Genomic DNA, 22202 nt, shown 5'->3' on the forward strand with positions numbered 1-22202 from the left:
TGTCTTTCGGGCGGGCGGGCGACGTCCGCCGGACAGATCCGTGAAGGTTGTCCACAGGCTGGGGGCGACTGGTGGCTGAAGTCGGGCAAGCCGGTCAGAATTTGGGCATGGGGGATTCGACCGGGCTTCGCCCCACGGGTGCGGCCGGTGCGACCTACAGCGGGAGGCAGCGGTGAGGACAGCGACACTGGGGCCGGCGCAGCGCGCCGAGTCACTCGCATCAATGGCCGAGCGCGAGCTGGACTTGCTGGTCGTGGGCGCCGGAGTGGTGGGCGCGGGCACCGCGCTCGACGCGGCGACCCGAGGCCTTTCCACCGGTCTGGTCGAGGCGCGTGACTGGGCGTCGGGCACATCGAGCAGGTCCAGCAAGCTGATCCACGGCGGCCTGCGCTATCTGGAGATGCTCGACTTCACGCTCGTCCGCGAAGCACTCAAGGAGCGCGGCCTGCTGCTGGAGCGGCTCGCCCCGCACCTGGTGAAGCCCGTGCCGTTCCTGTACCCCCTTCAGCACCAGGGCTGGGAGCGGCTGTACGCCGGTTCCGGTGTCGCCCTCTACGACGCCATGTCGATGGCGCGCGGCCATGGCCGGGGCCTGCCCATGCACCGCCACCTGAGCCGCCGTCACGCCCTGCGGGTCGCGCCCGCCTTGAAGAAGGACGCGCTGGTCGGAGCGTTGCAGTACTACGACGCTCAGATGGACGACGCCCGGTATGTCGCCACCCTCGTCCGTACCGCCGCCGCGTACGGCGCCAAGGTCGCCAACCGCGCGCGGGTGACCGGATTCCTGCGCGAGGGCGAGCGGGTGGTCGGCGCCCGGGTGCAGGACGTCGAGGCCGGCGGGGAGTACGAGATCCACGCCAAGCAGATCGTCAACGCCACCGGTGTGTGGACCGACGACACCCAGGCGATGGTGGGGGAGCGGGGGCAGTTCCACGTACGCGCCTCCAAGGGCATCCACCTGGTCGTGCCCAAGGACCGCATCCACTCCTCGACCGGGCTGATCCTGCGCACCGAGAAGTCCGTGCTGTTCGTCATCCCCTGGGGGCGGCACTGGATCATCGGCACCACGGACACCGACTGGGACCTCGACAAGGCACACCCGGCCGCGTCCAGCGCGGACATCGACTATCTGCTGGAGCATGTGAACTCCGTGCTCGCGGTGCCGCTCACCCGGGACGACGTACAGGGTGTGTACGCGGGCCTCAGGCCGCTGCTGGCCGGTGAGTCGGACGCCACCAGCAAGCTCTCGCGCGAGCACACCGTGGCCCATCCGGTGCCGGGGCTCGTGGTGGTGGCGGGCGGCAAGTACACGACGTACCGGGTCATGGCCAAGGACGCCGTCGACGAAGCGGTGCACGGGCTCGACATGCGGGTCGCCGAGTGCGTCACCGAGGACGTCCCGCTGCTGGGTGCGGAGGGCTACCGGGCGCTGTGGAACGCGCGGGCGCGCATCGCCGCCCGGACCGGGCTTCATGTGGTGCGCGTGGAGCACCTGTTGAACCGGTACGGCGCCCTGGCCGAGGAGGTGCTCGACCTCGTGGCCGCTGACCCCTCGCTGGGCGAGCCGCTGCGGGCGGCCGAGGACTATCTGCGCGCCGAGGTGGTGTACGCCGCCTCGCACGAAGGCGCACGGCACCTGGACGACGTGCTGACGCGGCGCACCCGCATCTCCATCGAGACCTTCGACCGCGGCACGCTCAGCGCCCGCGAGGCGGCCGAGCTGATGGCGCCGGTCCTCGGCTGGGACAAGGACCACATCGAGCGCGAGATCCAGCACTACGAGAAGCGGGTGGAGGCGGAGCGGGAGTCCCAGCGGCAGCCGGACGATCTGACGGCGGATGCGGCGCGGTTGGGGGCGCCGGACATTGTGCCGCTGTGACCGCATCGCGGCCCTGCTGAGCCGCTGTGACGCCTGGGCTGCTGCCATCCCCGCGCTTCACTCGAACGAGTGTCGTGAACCGGGATCTTCGTTCGGAACCCGGGCGTTCTACGAGGTGCGGGGGCAGAACTCGGCGGTGAGCAGCCGGGGTTCGAGGCCAGGGTCTGCCACCGCCGTCGTGTTCACCCGGTAGGTCAGGACACGGCGTCCGTCGACGGTGGCCGCGGTGCGCACATAGCTGCCGGAGATGAGCCCGTTGTGTCCCCACACCGTGGTGCCGCAGGGCAGCTTCACGGGAAACAGGCCCATGCCGTACGAGCCGTGTGCGGCGCGGGTGTCGAGCATCTCGCGCAGCCGGCGCGGGGGCAGCAGCTCGCCGCCGAGCAGCGCTCCGTAGAAGCGGTCCAGATCGGCGAGCGTGGTCACCAGCTCACCCGCGGCTCCGGCCACCCGCGGGTCGAGCTCGGTGACATCGCGACCGTCGGCGGTGTAGGCGCGGCCGTGCGGGGAGGGAAGAGAGGTGCGTGAACCAGGAAAGGAGGTGCCGGTCAGGCGCAGGGGAGTGAGGATGCGCCGCTCGGCCTCGGCCGCGTAGGAGCGGCCGGTGACCTGCTGCACGACGAGGCCGAGCAGGACGTAGTTGGTGTTGGAGTAGGCGAAGCGGCCGCGGTCGTCCGGGGGGTGGGTGAGAGCGAGGCGTACGGCCTGACGAGGGGAGAGGGGGACCAGGCCCCCGGTGTCGGCGGTGAAGTCGTACAGACCGCTGGTGTGGGTGAGCAGGGCACGCAGGGTCAGCGCGCGCCCGTCGTTGCCGGCTCCGCGCACCAGGCCCGGAAGGTGCTTCTCCACCGTGTCGGACAGGGACAGCCGGTGTTCGGCGGCCAGTTGCAGGACGACCGTGGCGACGAAGGTCTTCGTGATGCTGCCCGCCCGGAAGTGGTCGGCGGAGGAGATGCCGAGGCCGGCCCGGGCGTAGCGGGTTCCGCTCTCCTCCTGGGCGAGCAGTGCCGCGGCCGGGGCGCCGCCCCGGGTGACCAGCAGCGGAAGCACTGCCTCCGAGGTCGGTGCGGTCGGCGCGGAGGAGGCGGCCGGGGTGAGCGCGAGGAGGGCCAGGGTCACAGAAACGGCCAGTAGCGTCTTGGGGCCGGTCCTGAGCGGGGGCATGGTGGGACCTCCTTGTCGCGGCCCATCATGCAGGGTGCGGAAGGGCCGGTTCCGCCGGGGGTGCCCCCGGGTGTCGGAGCTCTCGCGCACCACCGGCACCCTGGGCGTCGGGCACTTGTCGGGTGAGAGACAATGGAGGCTCTGTCAGGGCGGGTTGCATGAGGGGACGCATGTCGGAGGCGGAGCGGGCGGGAGCATCCCGGCAGGACAACAGCGGTCGTCTCCTCGCCGGGCGGTACCGGCTGGGAGATGTGCTGGGCCGCGGCGGCATGGGCACGGTGTGGCGGGCCGAGGACGAGACCCTGGGCCGGACGGTCGCCGTGAAGGAGCTGCGGTTCCCCTCGAACATCGACGAGGAGGAGAAGCGCCGGCTGATCACGCGGACGCTGCGCGAGGCCAAGGCCATCGCGCGGATCCGTAACAACAGCGCGGTGACGGTCTTCGACGTGGTCGACGAGGACGACCGGCCGTGGATCGTGATGGAGCTCGTCGAGGGCAAGTCGCTCGCCGAGGCCATCCGGGAGGACGGCCTGCTGGAGCCCAGGCGTGCGGCGGAGGTCGGGCTCGCGGTGCTCGACGTGCTGCGCTCGGCCCACCGCGAGGGCATCCTGCACCGGGATGTGAAGCCATCGAACGTGCTGATCGCCGAGGACGGCCGGGTCGTGCTCACCGACTTCGGTATCGCCCAGGTCGAGGGCGACCCGTCCATCACCTCCACCGGCATGCTCGTCGGCGCGCCCTCCTACATCTCCCCGGAGCGTGCCCGCGGGCACAAGCCGGGACCGGCGGCCGACCTGTGGTCGCTCGGCGGGCTGCTGTACGCCTCGGTCGAGGGTGTGCCGCCGTACGACAAGGGCTCCGCGATCGCGACGCTCACCGCGGTGATGACCGAGCCGTTGGAGGAGCCGAACAACGCCGGGCCGCTGAAGGACGTCATCTACGGGCTGCTCACCAAGGACCCGGCGCAGCGGCTCGACGACGCCGGGGCGCGTTCGATGCTGAACGAGGTCATCCACGCGCCCGAGCGCAGTGCCGCCGAGCCGGAGGCGCAGGACGCGACGAAGGTCGTGCCGCTGCCGGCTCAGCCCGACGCGCCTGCGGAGGCCGGGGAGCGGTTGCGGGGGGCGCTGCGTTCCGTGCGTAAGGCCGCCGTCTCGGCAGGGGCCGGGGCTGCGGCCGCCTCTCGGGCCAAGTCGGGTGGTGAGACGGCGGCTTCGGACTCGGGCAGTGCCGGTGCCGAGCAGCGGAGTGCGTCTGCGGGGAACGGGCAGTCGGGCGGGCGTAGTTCTGGGTGGCCCGTGATGACGCCGCCGGATCTGCCGCCTCGGCCGGTGCCCAGGGCGCCGCTGACCGATGTGGTGCCGCGGCGGACCTTGGTGATTATCGCCGTGGTCGTGGTGCTGGCTGTCATCGGTGCCGTGCTGGCGTACGCCTTCAGTGGGGACGACTCCAAGGACTCGGCGAGCGGTGGTGGCGCCAAGGCGTCGACCAAGGCGAGCGCGAGCGCCGATACCAAGGAGGACGAGAGCGGCGGGGCTCAGCCGGACGGGCAGGCGAGTCAGTCGGCGACGACCGGATCGACGCCGAGTGCCGGTGCGAGCGCATCCGCCGGCGGTGATACGGGCACGGGCGGTTCGTCCGGCGACGACAGGGGTGTGGCGTCAACCCATCAGGGCAGCCAGGGGTATTCCATCGGGCTGCCCAAGGGGTGGAAATACCAGTCGACGGGGATCGCGGGTGATCGGTTCACCGGGCCCAACGGGCAGAAGCTGCTCATCGGTTGGACCACCACGCCCAAGGACGACCCCGTCGCCGACTGGAAGAACCAAGAGGGCGCCATGCAGCGCTCCCAGTACCAGCGGATCCGAATAGAGGCGGTGGGCTACCGGGGCTGGAACACGGCCGACTGGGAGTTCACCTATGTCGAGAGCGGCACGAAATACCGGAGCATCGACCGTGGGTTCGTCGTCGATGACGATCTCGGATATGGGCTGATGTACACGGCGAAAGCCGCCAATTGGGGCAGTGAGCTGCGTAAGGACACATGGCGGACGCTGACGAAGTCCTTCGAACCGAAGTCGTGATCCACCGCGTGTACTGAGTGGTCACGGTTTGGTGCGTGAGATCTGGCATCCCCTCTTTGTGGGTTGCCTACGGCACGTATCGTGAGTGCTTGCGGACCGTACGCATCCAGGTAGGTATGCACAACGGCACGCAAGGCGAACGGAATTGACCAACCGGGCGGCCGGGGGAGGCGTCGTGGAGGACTATGCGGGTCGGGTGCTCGCCGACCGCTACCGCCTGCCGCTGCCGCCGTCCGACGAGTACGAACTCACCGAGACCCGCGCCTTCGACACCTACAGCGGACAGGAAGTCCTGGTCAGGCAGGTGCCGTTGCCGGAGGTCGTCGAGGCGGAGGTGCTCGACGACCAGGGGCTGCCCGACGGTTTCACCGCGCGTGAGCGGGGTGCGGTGCGGCGGCCCGCGGCGCGTGGCAGTACCCGGCGGCCCAGCGATCCGGCCGTGCGGCGGGCGGTGGAGGCCGCGCAGGCGGCGGCCCGGATTCCGGACCATCCCCGGCTGGACCAGGTCTTCGATGTGTTCGCCGAGGGCGGTTCGCTGTGGATCGTCAGCGAGTTGGTGTCGGCGCGACCGTTGGCCGCGCTGCTCGCCGAGAAGCCGCTGACGCCGTACCGGGCGGCCGAGGTCGCCTCCGATGTGCTGATGGCGCTGCGGGTGCTGCATGCGCACGGCTGGGTGCACCGGAACATCACGGCACGGACCGTGCTCGTCTGCGAGGACGGACGGGTGATGCTGACCGGGCTGGCCGTCGGGGCCGCGGAAGAGGCGCTGTGCGGGTACGACCCGGTGCCGGCGGACGATGACGAGAGCGGCGCGGGCTTCAGCGGGCACGGCGGTGCCCCCGGCGGTCCGGGTGGTCCGGGTGGTCCGGGTGGCCCCGGTGGTCCCGTCTCCGTCGAGGTGGACCCCGAGGCCGCACGGCGGGCCGCGATCGAGGCCCGGGAGGCCGGAGGGCTGCCCCCGATCGCCGAAGCGGGCGGCAACACGAACCCGGGCGGCGGTGGAGCCGGTACGCCGGCGCCACGGGCCGTGGAGGCCGGCGGGGACATCCGGGCGGCGCGCGCCGGAGCGATCGCCGCGTACCGGGCGGGGGCACGGGCCGCGGCCCGGGTGCAGGAGGCCCAGAACGGCCGAGCGGCCCTGCCGGGTGCGCGTCCGGCCCCCGAGGCCAACGGTGCGGGCCAATCGCCGTATCCCTCGGCAAGCGGCGCGGCGCCATCGTCGTATCCCTTGGCCAATGGCTCGGCGCAGCCGCCGTACCCCTCGGCCAACGGTGGCCAGCAGTCCAGCCCGGCCGCAGGCCCCCCGGGACAGATCGCCGACCCGTACGGCGTGCGCGCCGGGTCCTGGCACGGTGCCGCGCCTCGCGCCGGGGCCGGTGGCGTCCTGCCGGAGGCCGGTGAACGGCAGACGGGCCAGGCCGGACCTGGTCGTACCGCGCTGCCCCCGGGCGGGGCCGGCGCCGGATTCGTACCCCACCCCACCGCGCCCGCCGGTGCCCCAGCCTCCGTCCCCGCCGCCCCACCCCCCAGCCGCTGGGACGACCTCGCCGCCACCGCCCCCGTCCGCCGCGGCCCCGCCACCGCCCTCGCCGCAGAGCGCGCCCGACAGGCGCGGATGGCCGTCGTCGGTCCCGTCACCGAGCGGTGGGCGCCCGAACAGGCCGGGCCTGTGCATGAGAACTGGCAGTTGGCGGCGCCGATCGGGCCCGCGACCGACCTGTGGGCGCTCGGGGCGCTGCTGTTCCGGTCCGTGCAGGGGCATGCGCCGTATCCTGAGGAGTCGACCGCCGAGCTCGTGCAGATGGTGTGTGCCGAGCCGCCCGCCTTCGCTGAGGAGTGCGGGCCGCTCAGGCCGGTCGTCGAGTCGTTGCTGCGGCAGGACCCCACCGAGCGGCTCGACTTCGAGGAGCTGCGCGGCTGGCTGCGTTCCCTCGTGCGGTCCGCGCCCGAGCCGGAGGCCGGGGCGCATGTCGTCGCCGCGCCGCCCGCCGACGCCAGCCGGCTGCCGGTGGTGCGCCGCAGGGGCGAGCTGGTGCGCAGACGGCGCGCCGGGCTGCCCGCGCACCACGGACGGCACAAGCGGGCCCGGCAGGAGGCAAGTTCGCCGCGCCGCCTCGGCCGTACCCTGCTCGTGCTGATCCTGCTGCTGATGGCCGGGGCCATCGCGTACGCCATGCTCTTCATGCCCAAGGCCGACACCGGCGGCGCCGACGACACCGACCGGACCGGCGCCACGGGTGAGGTCAGCCAGGCGCCCGAGGCCAGCAGTGAGCCCCGGCCCGACCAGACCTCGCCCGCCGAGGAGCCCGAGAAGCCCGGCGGGAACAGCCCCTCGGAGTCCGCCGGTTCGACCGGGTCGCAGACCACGGGCCCCGATGTCGCCGACGGCTTCGCCCTCCGCGCGGACGACGAGGGGTTCCGAGTCGCCGTCGCCAATGGGTGGGACCGTACGGGGAAGAACGGTCGCGGGCAGGTCGTGTACGCGCACGGCGACTTCGAGCTGATCGTCGTACCGGGAAGGGACACCGCCGACGAGTTCGGCGACGACCCGATGGCGTACCAGCGCGAGGACGAGCCCGAGCTCCAGCCGTACCGGGACTCCAGCTGGGCCACCTCCACCGGTCTGAAGACCATCGAGGTGGGCGGGCGGACCATGGCCGAGGGCCAGTTCACCTGGACCGATGACGCGGGGCGCGAGCGGTTCGTACGCAATCTCGCGATCCTGATCGGCGACCGGTACCACGTGGTGCAGGTGCGTGGTCCGGAGGCGGAGCGGGACGAGGTGACGCGGCTGTTCGAGCAGGCGTCGGCCACCTATCAGGTCACCGGCTGATCCACACCCCGGACTCTGGGTGACGGCAACCGTCACAGTGCTGTCTCTGTGCCACCCCGCTTGTTCCCTGCACGCGACCCGGTCCCTAACCTGACCCTGTCAAGAGCATTGCGGGGCAACGTGAATCAGATGCAGGGCCAGCTCCTCGCGGGGCGCTACCGGCTAGCCGACGCCATCGGCAGCGGCGGTATGGGCCGGGTGTGGCGTGCGCACGACGAGGTGCTGCACCGGGCCGTCGCGATCAAGGAGTTGACCGCCGCGCACTTCGTCTCCGAGAGCGACCAGGAACGGCTCCTCGCCCGCACTCGGGCGGAGGCCAGGGCAGCGGCGCGGATCAACCACTCCGCGGTCGTCACCGTGCATGACGTGCTCGATCACGACGCCCGACCGTGGATCGTGATGGAGCTGGTCGAGGGCCACTCGCTGGCCGACGCGGTCAAGGAGCGCGGCCGGGTCGAGCCGCGCGAGGCCGCCAGGATCGGCCTGTGGGTGCTGCGCGCCCTGCGCGCCGCGCACTCCGCGGGCGTCCTGCACCGCGACGTCAAGCCCGGCAATGTCCTCCTCGGCGACGACGGCCGCGTCCTGCTCACCGACTTCGGCATCGCCCAGATCGAGGGCGACACCACCATCACGCGCACCGGAGAGGTCGTCGGCTCCGTCGACTATCTCGCCCCGGAACGCATCCGCGGCCACGATCCGGGCCCGGCGTCCGACCTGTGGGCCCTCGGCGCCACCCTGTACACGGCGGTGGAGGGCCGCTCGCCGTTCCGCCGCACCTCCCCCCTGACGACCATGCAGGCGGTCGTCGAGGAGGAGGCCGCGGAGCCCGCGTACGCCGGTCCGCTCGGCCCCGTCATCGCCGCGCTGCTGCACAAGGACCCCGCCGTACGCCCGGACGTGGCCGCGGCCGAGCTGATGCTCGCCGAGGCGGCGGAGGGACGGCGGCCGAGCGCGGCGCAGATGTACGTGCCGACACAGCATGCGTACCAGCACGTGCTGCCCGAGACGCCCACGGCACCGGAGCCGGCCGCGGCCACGCCGTATCCGCGGACGCCCGGCCCGTACGCCCCAGCCGCCGCCCCGCCGAAGCGCCGTCGGCTGCGCACGCTCGCTCTCGTCGTCGTCCTCGCGGCGCTGGTCGGCGGCGGCACGGTCGTGGCCCTCCAGAAGTGGGACGAGGGACGGCAGACCGAGCAGACGTCCACGTCGCCGAGCCCGACGCCGACAGCCGAGAAGACCCCGGAGAGCACCGGCACCGTCCCCGCCGGCTGGGAATCCGTCGACGACCCCCTGGGTTTCAGCCTCTCCCTGCCCAAGGGCTGGCAGCGCAGCGTGTTCAGCGACGAGGACGGCCTTCAGCAGATCGACTACTCGCCCGACGGCGGCCGGCACCTTCTGCGTATCGCCGTGGACAGCTCACCGGACATCGACGACTCGTACGTGCACCAGGTCGACCTGGACAAGCAGTTGAGCGAGCGGCTGGTGGACTACACGCAGGTCAGCCTGGAGCGCAAGGTCTACCGCGACCGGCAGGGCTCGCGGCTGGAGTACACCTGGACCGCGCTGCCGAAGGACACGGCCTACCCGGGGCCGTACCGGGCCGTCGACCAGATGTACATGGCCCGCAGTGGCGTCGAGTACGCCCTCTACATGGCCGCCCCGGTGGGCGAATGGGCCACCGCGGAGCAGCGGTTCGAGACCGTGCTGAAGAGCTGGCGCGAGGGCTGACGGCCCGAGACGCCTTTTGGCCGGTCGGCGATCCGGAGAACGCCGCTCCGGTGCCGCATCATGGGGCGCATGGGGACCGAGAGCGACAGTTTCCGTGTCATCGCGGGCCGTTACCGTCTGGAGGCCCGGATCGGCCGCGGCGGCATGGGCGTCGTGTGGCGCGCCACCGACCAACTGCTCGGCCGAAGTGTGGCGGTGAAGGAGTTCCCCTTCGACGGGACCGAGTTGCTCTCCCCGGCGGATCTCCGGCGGCGTCGCGAGCGGACCCTCCGCGAGGCCCGCGCGGTCGCGCGGCTGCGGCATCCGCACATCATCGTCGTGCACGACGTCGTGGAGCACGCCGAACGGCCATACATCGTCATGGAGTTGATCGACGGCGGCTCTCTCGCCGACCGGATCGTCACGCACGGCCCCGTCGACGCCGTCGAGGCTGCCAGGATCGGCGCCGATCTGCTGAGCGCGCTGCGGACCGCGCACGCGGCCGGTGTGCTGCACCGTGACATCAAGCCCGCGAACGTCCTCATCGACGCCGGCACCGGCCGTGTCGTGCTCACCGACTTCGGGATCGCCCAGGTCGCGGGGGCCAGCACCCTCACCGAGACCGGCACCTTCGTGGGCTCACCCGAGTACACCGCGCCCGAACGGATGTCCGGCGCCAGGACCGGGCCCGCCTCCGACCTGTGGTCGGTGGGCGCGCTGCTGTGCACGGCCGTCAGCGGTGAATCGCCGTTCCGGCGCGACTCGTTGGGTGGCATCCTGCACGCGGTCGTCTTCGACGAGATACGGCCGCCCCCGCAGGCCGCGCCTCTGCTGCCCGTCGTACAAGGGCTGCTGGAGCGCGATCCGTTACGGCGTCTCGAGGCGGCGCGGGCCGAGCGGATGTTGCGGGACTTCCTGGCTACCGGGCGCCCCCCGGGACCGGCGCCGGTCCCGTCGGTCTGGCGGTCCCCGCGGGGCGTGCTGGTGAGCGTGCTGCTGGTCGCCGCGGTGGCGGGCGCCGGGGTGTCGGCGGTGGCGATGCTGGTGAACGGGGAGAGCGGCGGAAACGTTCCGTCACCGCCGAGTTCGAGTTCCAGTCCGGCGACTTCGGCGAGTACGTCCCGCTCTCCCTCGGTGACCCCATCACCGTCGCTGTCCCCGCGCACGTACATAAATGGGAGATAAGACCCACCCCGAGTCACGGGTCTGTGACCGGACAGTGTTCGAAGTGGATTGCAGGGCCCTTGGCGCGATATGGATACACGCATGAGCAACAACGGGGGAGCCCCTTACGGGTCCGACGAGCCAACCAGTTTTGGCCTGCAACCGCCGAGGCAGCAGGCGGCCGTGCCGCACCCGGACCATGTGCCGCACCCGGGCAACCCGTACGCGGCGCCCACCCAGGTCGTCCCGCCGCAGCAGGCCGCCGCCGCCCAGGACCCCGGTGCCGGGCGGCTGATCGGGGGCCGGTACCGGCTGTTGAGCAAGCTCGGGCACGGCGGTATGGGCACCGTATGGCGGGCCAAGGACGAGACCGTGGACCGCGAGGTGGCCGTCAAGGAGCCCCGCATCCCGGACCATCTTCCCGAACGTGAACGCGCCAACGCCTTCGAGCGGATGCGCCGCGAGGCCCGCGCCGCAGCCCGGCTCGACCACCCGGCTGTCGTGAATGTGCACGACGTTGCGGTCGTGGACGACCAGCCCTGGATCGTCATGGAGCTGGTGCAGGGCCGTTCCCTCGGCGATGTCCTCCAGGAGGGCACCCTCGGCGCCCGTGAGGCGGCCCGGGTCGGCCTCGAAGTGCTGGGCGCGCTGGAGGCCGCACACGCGGCGGGCATCCTGCACCGGGACGTGAAGCCGGACAATGTGCTGCTCGGCCGGCACGAGCGCGTCGTGCTCACCGACTTCGGTATCGCCCAGATCGAGGGCGAGACCAATCTGACCGACACCGGCGGCTTCGTCGGCTCGCCCGAGTACATCGCCCCCGAGCGGGTGCTGGGCCAGCGTCCGGGCCCCGCGAGCGACCTGTGGTCCCTCGGTGTGGTGCTGTACGCGGCGACGGAGGGCGTCTCGCCGTTCCGCCGCAGCAACACCCCGGCCACGCTCCAGTCCGTCCTCAACGCGACCCCGGCCGCGCCCGCCTCCGCGCAGGGCCCGCTTGCCGAGCTCATCACCGGCCTGCTCCAGAAGGACCCGGCCCGCCGACCGGGCGCCGCGCAGACGCGGGCGCTGCTGGAGAAGGCGGCGAACCCGCCGGCGCCCGCGCCGACGCAGGTGGTCCAACTCGGGGGCACCGAAAGGGGCATCCGGCTCGGCGCCAAGTCGCTGACCGCGATCGGCGCGGCGTTCGTGGCGGTCGCGGTGGCTGCCGCGTACCTGGTGATCGCCGACCCGTTCGCGGGCGAGAAGACGGACTCCTGGAAGACGCAGGACCTCGGCACGAAGGTCGGGGCCACCATCAAGGTCCCCCAGGGCTTCAAGAAGCTCCCCGACGCGACCGACTCGGACGGGACCGTCGCGGCGTGGGCCGACCCCAGCGGGGTGGTGCGGATCACCGTCGACCGCGACGTGAAGAAGGACGACACGGACGGCGAGATCCCGGCCACCGCAAGCGAAAAGGCCTTCGCCGACTGGGAGATGCTCAAGGACGGCGAGTACACCTGGGACATCGCCGATTCCCCCGCGCCGAAGGGGAAGCCGAAGGAGACCACGTGGAAGGAGCGGGAGGCCGCCGAGAACACCGTCTTCTACACGACGACGAGCTCGACGGCCCCGCTCAAGCGTGAGGCTCGGGTGCTCTACTACCGGGCGGGCAACGGCGACATGTACCGGCTGTGGATCGACTACCCGGGCGAGGGCTACTTCACCGACGAGAGCCGCGAGATCGCCCGGACGACGATCGACAACTGGGAGATCCACAAGCCCTGAGCAAGCCCGTGAGCAAGCCCTGAAACCCCCCGCGTCGACAAGCACCCGCCGCGCACGATAGGCATGGGGCATGAGTGACGGCGGCGAACGCCAGCGCGACGGACGTGTGGTCGGTGGGCGCTACCGGTTGATCGAGCGGATCGGCTCCGGCGGCATGGGTACCGTCTGGCGCGCCCACGACGAGCTCGTGAGCCGCGAAGTCGCCGTAAAACAACCGCGGTTGCCCGGCGAACCCGAGGACGAGGCGTACCAGCGGGCCGCCCACCGGCTCTACCGTGAGGCCCGCGCCGCCGCACGCGTGGACCATCCGTCCGCCGTCTCCATCCACGACGTCGTCGTCGAGGAGGACGGACTCCCGTGGATCGTCATGGAGTTGGTGCGCGGCGAGTCCCTGCACGAAATGCTCCGGCGCGGTCCCCTGGAGCCCGCCGAGTGCGCCCGTATCGGCCTCGCCGTCCTCGGCGCCCTGCGCGCGGCGCACTCCGTCGGGATCGTGCACCGGGACGTCAAGCCCGCCAACGTCCTGCTCGGCCGGCACGACCGGGTCGTCCTCACCGACTTCGGCATCGCGCACATCCAGGGCGAGGAACCCCTCACCGCCACGGGCGAGTTCGTCGGCTCGCTGGAGTTCATCGCCCCCGAGCGCATGTCCGACCGCACCGCGGGCCCCGCCTCCGACCTGTGGTCCCTCGGCGTCCTCCTCTACGCGGCCGTGGAAGGCTGGTCGCCTTTCCGTCGTACGACGATGGAGTCCACGCTCGCCGCGATCCTCGCCGTCGACCCGCCCGAGCCGAAGCGGGCGGGCGCCCTCGGCCCGCTCCTGACGCGGCTGTTGGCGAAGGACCCCGCCCTGCGCCCGCGCGCCGAGGAGACCGCGGCGGCGCTGGAGGCGGTGGCGCCCGAGGAGCCCGAGCCTCAGGACGCCTCCGAGCTGGAGGAGTACGGCGACGACATCGGGACGATGCGGCTGGCGGCGGACGAGGACACGTCCGCCGAGCCGATATCCGTCATAGGGCCGCCCGCAGTCCAGCGCCGCCGCCCGCTCCACCGCCGTGCCCTCCCCGTGGCCCTCCTCGGCGCCCTCCTGGTCGGCGCCTCCTGGCTGGGCGCCGCGTTCCTCAACGGCCCCGACAGCGGCGCGGCGACGCAGAACACCGGCGCCCAGAAGGGCCGCACCGACACCTGGACCTCCCACCCCGAAAAGGCCATGCACGCCACCCTCGCCCTCCCCGCCGAGTACGAGGAGTTCGCCCGGCAGGGCAGCCCCACCTACCAGCCCCGCATGGTCGAGTACGCGGCCGGAACCCTCCAGGTCCGCCTCACCCAGTGGGACAAGGCCCCCGGCACCCCCCTGAGCCAGGCGAAGCAGCACGCGGCGACCTGGGAGTTCTTCGGCGGGGCGAGCACGCAGTACACGGACACTAGCCTCAAGGGCTGGGAGGCCGTGCAGTCGGACAGCACCTACGGTGACAAGGACGCCCGGCGCCGAGTGATGGAGCTGTTCGTCCGGACCGACGACGGCCGGCTGTACGAGCTGCGTGTCGAGATGCCCAAGGGCACGGCGGACGAGAAACAGGGCACTGCTCTCTTCAAGGGTGCGCGTGATCGGCTCGCGATCACAACGCCCTGATCAGCGCATTCGTTGCCAGTGGACGCTGGCAACATGTGAGCACTCGGTGAATCCCCGTTACCGCCGGGTACACAAAGGCTCCGCCGCGGCATACCCTGCGCGTCATGACGGACTCGCAGGCCCCGGTACAGACCGGCACGAATCCCCTCGCCCCCGCCCCTGAGGGCGCCCGCACGGCCGCCGACGTGGTGACCCCCGAGCTGGTCGCCCAGCTGACCCGGGGTGTGGTCGGTTCGGGCCGGACCGCCAACCACACGCCGTTCACCGGCGAGAAGCTGGCGGACCTGCCGGAGTCCACGCCCGAGGACGTGGAGAAGGCGTTCGTGGCGGCCCGCGTCGCCCAGGCGGTCTGGGCCGAGACCCCGGTACGGCAGCGCGCCGCCGTCCTGCTGCGCTTCCACGACCTGGTGCTGGAGCGCCAGGCCGAGGTCCTGGACCTGATCCAGCTGGAGACCGGCAAGGCGCGGCTGCACGCCCACGAGGAGGTGCAGGCCGTCGCCGTCGCGGCGCGCCATTACGGCCGTAAGGCACCCGCATATCTCAAGCCCAAGCGGCACACCGGAGCCATCCCGACCCTCACCAAGGTGACCGAGCTGCGCCACCCGCGCGGAGTCGTCGGCCAGATCGCGCCCTGGAACTACCCGCTGGAGCTGTCGGTCGGCGACGCGCTGCCGGCCTTCGTCGCGGGCAACGCCGTCGTCATGAAGCCGGACACGGAGACCTGCCTGACCGCCCTGTGGGCCCGTGACCTGCTGATCGAGGCCGGTCTGCCCGCCGAGGTCTTCCAGGTCGTGCTCGGCGACGGCCCGGTCGTCGGACCCGAGGTCGTCCGCCACGCCGACTACGTCTCCTTCACCGGCTCCACCCGCACCGGCCGCGAGGTCGCCCAGGGCGCCGCGGCCCGTCTGGTCGGCGTCTCCCTCGAACTCGGCGGCAAGAACGCCATGCTGGTCCTCGAGGACGCCGACATCGAGAAGGCCTCGGCGGGCGCCGTCCGCGCCTGCTTCTCCTCCGCGGGCCAACTCTGCATCTCCATCGAGCGGTTGTACGTCCACGAGTCGATCGCCGACGCCTTCCTGGAGCGCTTCGCCGCCCGCACCAAGGCCATGCGCCTCGGCCGCTCCCTCGCCTACGGCGCCGATATGGGCTCCCTGGTCGGCGAGCGCCAGCTGGAGACCGTCAAGCGGCATGTGGAGGAGGCCGTCGCCAAGGGCGCCAAGCTCGTCGCCGGTGGCACGGCCCGCCCGGACGTCGGCCCGTACTTCTTCGAGCCGACCATCCTCGACGGCGTCGAGGCGCCCATGGCGGTCTGCACGGAGGAGACCTTCGGCCCGGTCGTCTCCATCTACCGCTTCAAGACCGAGGCCGAGGCGATCGAGCACGCCAACTCCACGCCGTACGGCCTCAATTCCTCGGTGTGGACCAAGGACGGCAGCCGTGGCCGCGCGGTCGCCGCCCGGCTGCGCACCGGCACGGTCAACGTCAACGAGGGCTACGCCCCCGCCTACGGCAGCGTCCAGTCCCCGATGGGCGGCATGAAGGACTCGGGCCTCGGCCGCCGCCACGGCTCCGAGGGCATCCTCAAGTACACCGAGGCCCAGACGGTGGCCCACCAGCGCCTGCTGCCGATGGCGCCGTCGCTGGGCATGGACGACGAGAAGTACGCGGCGTTCATGAGCCGCAGCCTGCGTCTGATGAAGGCGTTCCGCTTCCGCTAGACCTGTTTGAACTCCCCCCGCACTGCTTGCTCAAAGGAGAGAACGCACGTGCCCCAGGACGCATACGACTATGACGTCATCGTCGTCGGATCAGGCTTCGGCGGCTCGGTGACCGCCCTGCGCCTGACGGAGAAGGGCTACACCGTAGGCGTCCTGGAGGCCGGCCGCCGCTTCACCCGCGAGACCCTCCCCAAGAACTCCTGGGACCTGAAGAACTACCTCTGGGCGCCGAAGCTCAAGATGTTCGGCATCCAGCGCATCCATCTGCTCGGCAACGTCATGGTCCTGGCCGGCGCGGGCGTCGGCGGCGGCTCGCTCAACTACGCCAACACCCTCTACGTACCGCCGAAGCCGTTCTTCGAGGACCCGCAGTGGCGGGACATCACCGACTGGCAGGAGGAGTTGAAGCCGTACTACGACCAGGCCCAGCGCATGCTCGGCGTTCGGCTCAACCCGACCATGACCCCCTCCGACGTCCATCTGAAGGCCGCGGCGCAGCGGATGGGAGTCGGCGACACCTTCCACATGGCGCCGGTCGGTGTCTTCTTCGGCGACGGCGAGGACGCGGACGGCGCCACGAAGGCCAAGCCCGGCGCGCAGGTCGCCGACCCCTACTTCGGCGGCGCGGGACCGGCCCGCAAGGCCTGTACCGAGTGCGGCGAGTGCATGACGGGCTGCCGCCACGGCGCGAAGAACACCCTGAACGAGAACTACCTCTACCTCGCCGAGAAGGCCGGCGCGGTCGTGCACCCCATGACGACGGTCGTGTCGGTCACCGACGACTCGCAGGGCGGCTACGCGGTCGCGACCCTTCCGACGGACCGGAAGAAGAGCGAGGGCCGCGTCTTCAAGGCCCGCCGTGTCGTCCTCGCCGCCGGCACCTACGGCACCCAGACGCTGCTGCACCGGATGAAGGAGAGCGGGCAACTGCCGTATCTCTCGCCGAAGCTGGGCGAGCTGACCCGGACCAACTCCGAGGCGCTGGTGGGCGCGCAGACCGACAACCGGCGCTATCGCAAGGTGACGGGCGAGAAGAAGGTCGACTTCACGCGCGGGGTCGCGATCACGTCGTCGGTCCATCCCGACGGCAACACCCATATCGAGCCGGTCCGTTACGGCAAGGGCTCCAACTCGATGGGCAGCCTGACGATACTTCAGGTCCCGTACACAAAGGGCGCCTCACGCGTCGCGGCCTGGCTGGGCAACGCCGCCCGGCACCCGCTGCTGATCCTGCGCTCCCTGTCCAACCGGCGCTGGTCGGAGCGGACCATCATCGGCCTGGTGATGCAGTCCCTGGACAACTCCCTGACGACGTATCTGAAACCGGACGGCGTCGGCAAGGGCATGCTCACCGCCCGCCAGGGGCACGGCGCCCCCAACCCCATGCAGATCAGCGCCGCCACCGAGGCCGCCTCGGCGATCGCGGCCGAGATCAACGGCTTCGCGGGCTCCAACGTCGGCGAACTGATGGGCACCCCGCTCACCGCCCACTTCCTCGGCGGCTGCCCGATCGGCGCCTCACCGGAGACCGGCGTGATCGACCCGTACCACCGGCTGTACGGCCACCCGGGCATCTCGGTGGTCGACGGCGCCGCGGTCTCCGCGAACCTGGGCGTCAACCCCTCCCTGACCATCACCGCACAGGCCGAGCGGGCGATGTCGTACTGGCCCAACAAGGGCGAGGAGGACCCGCGTCCGGCGCAGGAGCGGCCGTACGAGCGGCTCCAGCCGGTCGAGCCGAAGCAGCCCGCGGTCCCGGCGGAGGCGTTCGGCGCGCTGCGGCTGCCGTTCCTGGGGATGCCGGCGGTGCCGCCGAAGAAGTGACGGGAAACGAGAAGGACCTGCACCCCCCTCCGAGTGCAGGTCCTTCTCTTTTCTTGCGTTGAGTCTGTCGAGGCCTTACGCCTCGGCGCCCTTGCGGCGCTTCATCGCGAACACCACGCCCGTACCGGCGACGATCGCGATACCACCGATGGTGGCGAGGACGGGCAGGTTCGAGTCCGAGCCGGTCTCGGCGAGCTCACCGTCGACGTCGACCTCGTTGACGTCGGTGATCTCGTCCTTGCCGCCGGTCTGCGGCTTGGAGTCGTTCGGCTTACCGGGGTTGGAGCCGGCCGGCAGGACCTCGAAGAAGTAGATGCCGTAGTTCTCGTCCTCGGAGGTCCAGCAGGCGTCCTCGGTGGAGTACTCGGCCAGCCCGATGGCGATGCCGACCGCGCTCGGGACCTCGCGGCTGATGTTCACCCGCAGGTCGTAGCTGATCGACTGGCCGCCTTCGAGGGTGAAGGCGTTGAGCGCGCCGCCCTCGCCGAACTGGGTGGCGATGTCGACCCAGGAGCCGCCCTTGTTCACCTGCACGGTGACCAGGTCGGTGTAGTCGTCCTCCAGCACCCAGTCCATCGCGGCGACGCCGACGACGGGCAGGATGTCCTCGATCGTCTCGTCGCCGGAGTTGGTGACGTTGAACTTGAAGTTCGTCCAGCCGCTGCCCGCCACCACGGTCTCGGGCAGACCGGTCAGCGAGCTGTGCAGCACCTCGCTGATGTCGTAGATCGGGTAGCCCTCTTCGTCGACGGGGCACTCCTCGACGATCTCGTCGTCGCCCTCTTCGTCCTCGGACTCGTCGTCGGACGGGGTGCTCGCGGTCGGGGCCGGGGAGCTCCCGGTGGCGGCGGGGCTGCTCTCGGCCGGGGCCGGGCTGCTCTCCTCGGCGGCCGGGGAGGAGCCGGTGGGCGCGGGCGTGGTGGTCTCGGCGGCCGGGGTCGACTCATCGGCGCCGGGCGTGCTCTCGGGGGTGCTCTCCGGAGCGCTCGGCGTGCTCTCGGTCGCGGACGGCGACGGCGAGGTCTCCTCCGTGGCGAACGCGGCCGGAGCGGACATCAGCGCGATCGGCGCGATGGCGGCCGTCGCGGCCGCGGCGGCCAGGGCACGGCGAAGCTTCATGAAGACCTCGAAAACTCGATGCTGAGGCCTCCGCGTGGGGCGCGGGTGTGGCCCTTGGTTCGCATGGTTTGATCCGCGAGGTCTGTGAATGGTTGTACCGCGCGCTCACAAAATTTTTATGTACGGGCGAACGGCCCGGCATTTTTATGAACGGCGAAGGGCCCCGCGGCGCTCGGTCGCGGGGCCCTTCTTTCGTCAGCACCGACGTCAGGGCAGCGCCGGTGCCTGGGAGCGGCGCCGGGGGGTTGCGCCGCTTGTCTGTGGATGCTGTGGGTAGAGGTCTGGACCTCTGGGACTTCGGGGGCTTCCTCGCATCGTGCTGGATCGCAGCGGCCTCCGCAACCGTTTGACCCAGCTTTGGACTTGAGTTGTGCATTCCCGCCGGCCGGCCCCGGGCGTCCCCGGAGCCGACCGTTCTCTTGGGTGACCGGGCTGCTGTCCCCTGCCGTCCGGTCACTTGACTGGAGCGAGGTCCCACGACGCACGGCACGATCCGTACGTCTCATCGCTCCAGTGAGCCACGCGTGGTTCTTTCGGGCCCGCCCCTGGCTGACACGGACACCACCACCAACGAAGCGTCTCGCGTCACGGTCACGCGCCGTACGGGTGAGGGCGGGCTCGAACTCAGATGCGGCCGCGGCACAGTTCGAGGAGCGTCATCGCGAGGGCGGTGCCCGGCTTGCCCAGCGCCTCCCTGTAGTGGTCGAGGATCTCCATCTCGCGGGAGAGGTTCACCCGGCGACCGCCCGAGGCGATCCGGGCCTCCTGGACGACGGCCGAGACGGCCATCCGTTCCTGGATCAGACCGATGATCCGGTCGTCGAGCGAGTCGATGCGGTCACGGGCGCCGGTGATCACGGAGGCGGCCTCGTCGGTACGGGCGCCGGTCTTCTCCGTGGCGATGGCGTTGGCGGTCATGTCGGGGGCTCCTTGGTGGTGACGGGTGCCCCGGAGCGGCAAGATCCGGAAAACACCAGGCGCCCCGGACCTTGTCGGCCCGGGGCGCCTGGGAAGTCGCTTGTCAGTTGCTCAAGCAGCACGACCATGGCAGCCGGTGGGCCGGATGCCATAGGTAAAGAGGAAGGTCGGGTGCGTGAGCATGTGGTCAGTATGCCGTGGCCCACGGTGACCGCCCAACCCGGTTCGCATCCTGAGACGCAATCCGCCGTTGGCCGCCCCGTTAGAATCGGTGGCACAGCCCTTTTCAAGCCGCCGGAAGGCAACCCGTGTCACCAGCGACCCCCGCCGCCCCCGACACCGTCCTGGTAGTCGACTTCGGCGCGCAGTACGCCCAGCTCATCGCCCGTCGCGTCCGTGAGGCCCGGGTCTACAGCGAGATCGTGCCGAGCACCATGCCGGTCGCGGAGATGCTCGCCAAGAACCCGGCGGCCATCATCCTCTCCGGCGGCCCCTCGTCGGTCTACGAGGAGGGCGCCCCCCGTCTCGACCGCGCGCTCTTCGAGGCCGGCGTCCCCGTCTTCGGTATGTGCTACGGCTTCCAGCTGATGGCCCAGAGCCTCGGCGGCACCGTCGACAACACCGGCGCGCGCGAGTACGGCCGTACCGACCTGCATGTCTCCCGCTCCTCCTCCACCCTCTTCGAGGGCACCCCGGCCGAGCAGCACGTCTGGATGTCGCACGGCGACGCCTGCTCCGCCGCCCCCGAGGGCTTCACCGTCACGGCCTCCACGGACGTCGTCCCGGTCGCCGCCTTCGAGAACGACGAGCAGAAGCTCTACGGCGTCCAGTACCACCCCGAGGTCATGCACTCCACGCACGGCCAGCAGGTGCTGGAGCACTTCCTGTACCGCGGTGCCGGGCTCACGCCCTCGTGGACCACGGGCAATGTCATCGAGGAGCAGGTCACCGCGATCCGCGAGCTGGTCGGCGACAAGCGCGCGATCTGCGGTCTGTCCGGCGGCGTGGACTCCGCGGTCGCCGCGGGCCTGGTCGCCAAGGCCATCGGCTCCCAGCTGACCTGCGTGTACGTCGACCACGGCCTGATGCGCAAGGGCGAGAGCGAGCAGGTCGAGAAGGACTTCGTGGCCGCGACCGGCGTACAGCTGAAGGTCGTGGACGCGGAGGAGCGGTTCCTCAAGGCGCTGGCCGGGGTCTCCGATCCCGAGGAGAAGCGGAAGATCATCGGCCGCGAGTTCATCCGGGTCTTCGAGCAGGCCCAGGCCGAGATCATCGCGGACGCGGGTCCGGCGGTGGAGTTCCTGGTCCAGGGGACCCTGTATCCCGACGTGGTCGAGTCCGGTGGCGGCACCGGCACGGCGAACATCAAGTCCCACCACAATGTGGGCGGCCTGCCCGAGGACCTCGAGTTCCAGCTCATCGAGCCGCTGCGCCAGCTGTTCAAGGACGAGGTCCGGATGGTCGGCCAGGAGCTGGGCCTGCCCGAGGAGATCGTCCAGCGCCAGCCGTTCCCCGGCCCCGGCCTGGGCATCCGTATCGTCGGTGAGGTGACGAAGGACCGGCTCGATCTGCTCCGCGACGCCGACGCCATCGCCCGCGAGGAACTGACCGCGGCCGGCCTGGACCGCGACATCTGGCAGTGCCCGGTGGTCCTGCTCGCGGACGTCCGCTCGGTCGGCGTCCAGGGCGACGGCCGGACCTACGGCCACCCGATCGTGCTGCGCCCGGTCTCCTCCGAGGACGCCATGACGGCCGACTGGTCGCGTCTGCCGTACGACGTCCTCGCGAAGATCTCCACGCGGATCACCAACGAGGTGCGGGACGTCAACCGGGTCGTGCTCGACGTGACGTCGAAGCCGCCGGGCACGATCGAGTGGGAGTAGGTCTCCCGCTTTGTGAAAGTCAGGTCCGCTTGAGCGTGCGCACCGGCGCTCCGGGCTTCCAGACCTGGACGACCAGGTACTTGTCGTCCTCGATGTAGGTCCGCGTGACCTCCGTCAGCTCGGTGCGGAAGAGGTGGAACGGCTCCGGCGGTTCCACCTCTTCGCTGTACCCGGCCTTCTGCGCGGGGTCGTGGACCTCGATCGCCCGCCCGCTGATCCGGACGTCTCCGCCGCCCATGCCGGTGCCCTCTCCCGGGTTCGCCTGGAGCGCGAAGCGCGGGTCGCGGCGCAGGTCGAGCGCCTTGAGCGAGTCCGGCATCATGCCGAGCCACAGCTCGCCGTTCAGGAAGCGGACCTCCAGGCCGGTGGTCCGGGGGGAGCCGTCCTTGCGGAGGGTGGCGAGGATGTGGTGGGTGTAGGCGCCGAAGCGCTCCTCCACGAGCTTGGCGAGTTCGGGTTCGGCGGTGGTGAGGGCGGCCCAATTGTTCGTCATACGAAGAGTGTGACGCCGATAC

Annotated in this window: 14 protein-coding genes; 10 read left to right on the top strand and 4 right to left on the bottom strand. The window is 71.1% G+C overall.

Annotated features, from left to right (window positions below; genetic code table 11):
* The first annotated feature begins 172 nt into the window (after window positions 1-172).
* Window positions 173-1879 carry a glycerol-3-phosphate dehydrogenase/oxidase gene (locus OHT76_RS26295; RefSeq protein WP_328873307.1) on the top strand — a complete coding sequence of 569 codons (1707 nt, stop codon included), beginning with the start codon at window positions 173-175 and terminating at the stop codon, window positions 1877-1879.
* Window positions 1880-1987: 108 nt separating this feature from the next.
* Here OHT76_RS26295 and OHT76_RS26300 read toward each other — a convergent pair whose 3' ends face one another.
* Window positions 1988-3043, bottom strand: coding sequence for a serine hydrolase domain-containing protein (locus tag OHT76_RS26300; RefSeq protein WP_328873308.1), 1056 nt, complete (start codon window positions 3041-3043; stop codon window positions 1988-1990).
* A 170-nt stretch (window positions 3044-3213) separates the two neighbouring features.
* On the opposite strand from OHT76_RS26300, the gene OHT76_RS26305 reads away from it, so the two are divergent.
* From OHT76_RS26305 to OHT76_RS26340, 8 genes are all read left to right on the top strand, one after another.
* Entirely contained in the window at window positions 3214-5127 is a 1914-nt protein-coding gene (locus tag OHT76_RS26305) for a serine/threonine-protein kinase (protein WP_328876623.1), read from the top strand.
* A 175-nt stretch (window positions 5128-5302) separates the two neighbouring features.
* The gene (locus OHT76_RS26310) at window positions 5303-7960 is read left to right on the top strand and encodes a protein kinase (RefSeq protein ID WP_328873309.1); all 2658 of its coding nucleotides are present in this window, start codon (window positions 5303-5305) and stop codon (window positions 7958-7960) included.
* Between the two features lie 129 nt (window positions 7961-8089).
* A complete protein-coding gene (locus OHT76_RS26315) occupies window positions 8090-9688 on the top strand; it encodes a serine/threonine-protein kinase (RefSeq protein ID WP_328873310.1) in 1599 nt (532 codons plus the stop codon).
* Between the two features lie 69 nt (window positions 9689-9757).
* The gene (locus OHT76_RS26320) at window positions 9758-10852 is read left to right on the top strand and encodes a serine/threonine-protein kinase (RefSeq protein ID WP_443049836.1); all 1095 of its coding nucleotides are present in this window, start codon (window positions 9758-9760) and stop codon (window positions 10850-10852) included.
* An 81-nt stretch (window positions 10853-10933) separates the two neighbouring features.
* Window positions 10934-12595 carry a serine/threonine-protein kinase gene (locus OHT76_RS26325; RefSeq protein WP_328873311.1) on the top strand — a complete coding sequence of 554 codons (1662 nt, stop codon included), beginning with the start codon at window positions 10934-10936 and terminating at the stop codon, window positions 12593-12595.
* 70 nt (window positions 12596-12665) lie between these two features.
* Window positions 12666-14225: a serine/threonine-protein kinase gene (locus tag OHT76_RS26330; protein ID WP_328873312.1), complete on the top strand. Its 1560-nt coding sequence runs from the start codon at window positions 12666-12668 to the stop codon at window positions 14223-14225.
* Between the two features lie 104 nt (window positions 14226-14329).
* Complete coding sequence (locus tag OHT76_RS26335) at window positions 14330-15943, top strand: succinic semialdehyde dehydrogenase (RefSeq protein WP_328873313.1); 1614 nt, start codon at window positions 14330-14332, stop codon at window positions 15941-15943.
* A 48-nt stretch (window positions 15944-15991) separates the two neighbouring features.
* Window positions 15992-17767, top strand: a complete 1776-nt coding sequence (locus OHT76_RS26340; RefSeq protein ID WP_328873314.1) for a GMC family oxidoreductase — start codon at window positions 15992-15994, stop codon at window positions 17765-17767.
* A gap of 75 nt (window positions 17768-17842) precedes the next feature.
* On the opposite strand, the gene OHT76_RS26345 is transcribed toward OHT76_RS26340, so the two are convergent.
* Together OHT76_RS26345 and OHT76_RS26350 are read right to left on the bottom strand one after the other, a co-directional pair.
* Window positions 17843-18886, bottom strand: a complete 1044-nt coding sequence (locus OHT76_RS26345; protein ID WP_328873315.1) for an LAETG motif-containing sortase-dependent surface protein — start codon at window positions 18884-18886, stop codon at window positions 17843-17845.
* Window positions 18887-19510: 624 nt separating this feature from the next.
* Window positions 19511-19804: a chorismate mutase gene (locus OHT76_RS26350; RefSeq protein ID WP_328873316.1), complete on the bottom strand. Its 294-nt coding sequence runs from the start codon at window positions 19802-19804 to the stop codon at window positions 19511-19513.
* A 308-nt stretch (window positions 19805-20112) separates the two neighbouring features.
* On the opposite strand from OHT76_RS26350, the gene guaA reads away from it, so the two are divergent.
* Entirely contained in the window at window positions 20113-21687 is a 1575-nt protein-coding gene (guaA, locus tag OHT76_RS26355) for a glutamine-hydrolyzing GMP synthase (RefSeq protein WP_328873317.1), read from the top strand.
* A gap of 19 nt (window positions 21688-21706) precedes the next feature.
* Here the strand turns inward: guaA and OHT76_RS26360 are convergent, their stop codons facing one another.
* Window positions 21707-22180: a pyridoxamine 5'-phosphate oxidase family protein gene (locus OHT76_RS26360; RefSeq protein ID WP_328873318.1), complete on the bottom strand. Its 474-nt coding sequence runs from the start codon at window positions 22178-22180 to the stop codon at window positions 21707-21709.
* Between the last annotated feature and the right edge of the window lie 22 nt (window positions 22181-22202).

It is taken from the genome of Streptomyces sp. NBC_00287 (genome assembly GCF_036173105.1).
GTDB lineage: Bacteria > Actinomycetota > Actinomycetes > Streptomycetales > Streptomycetaceae > Streptomyces.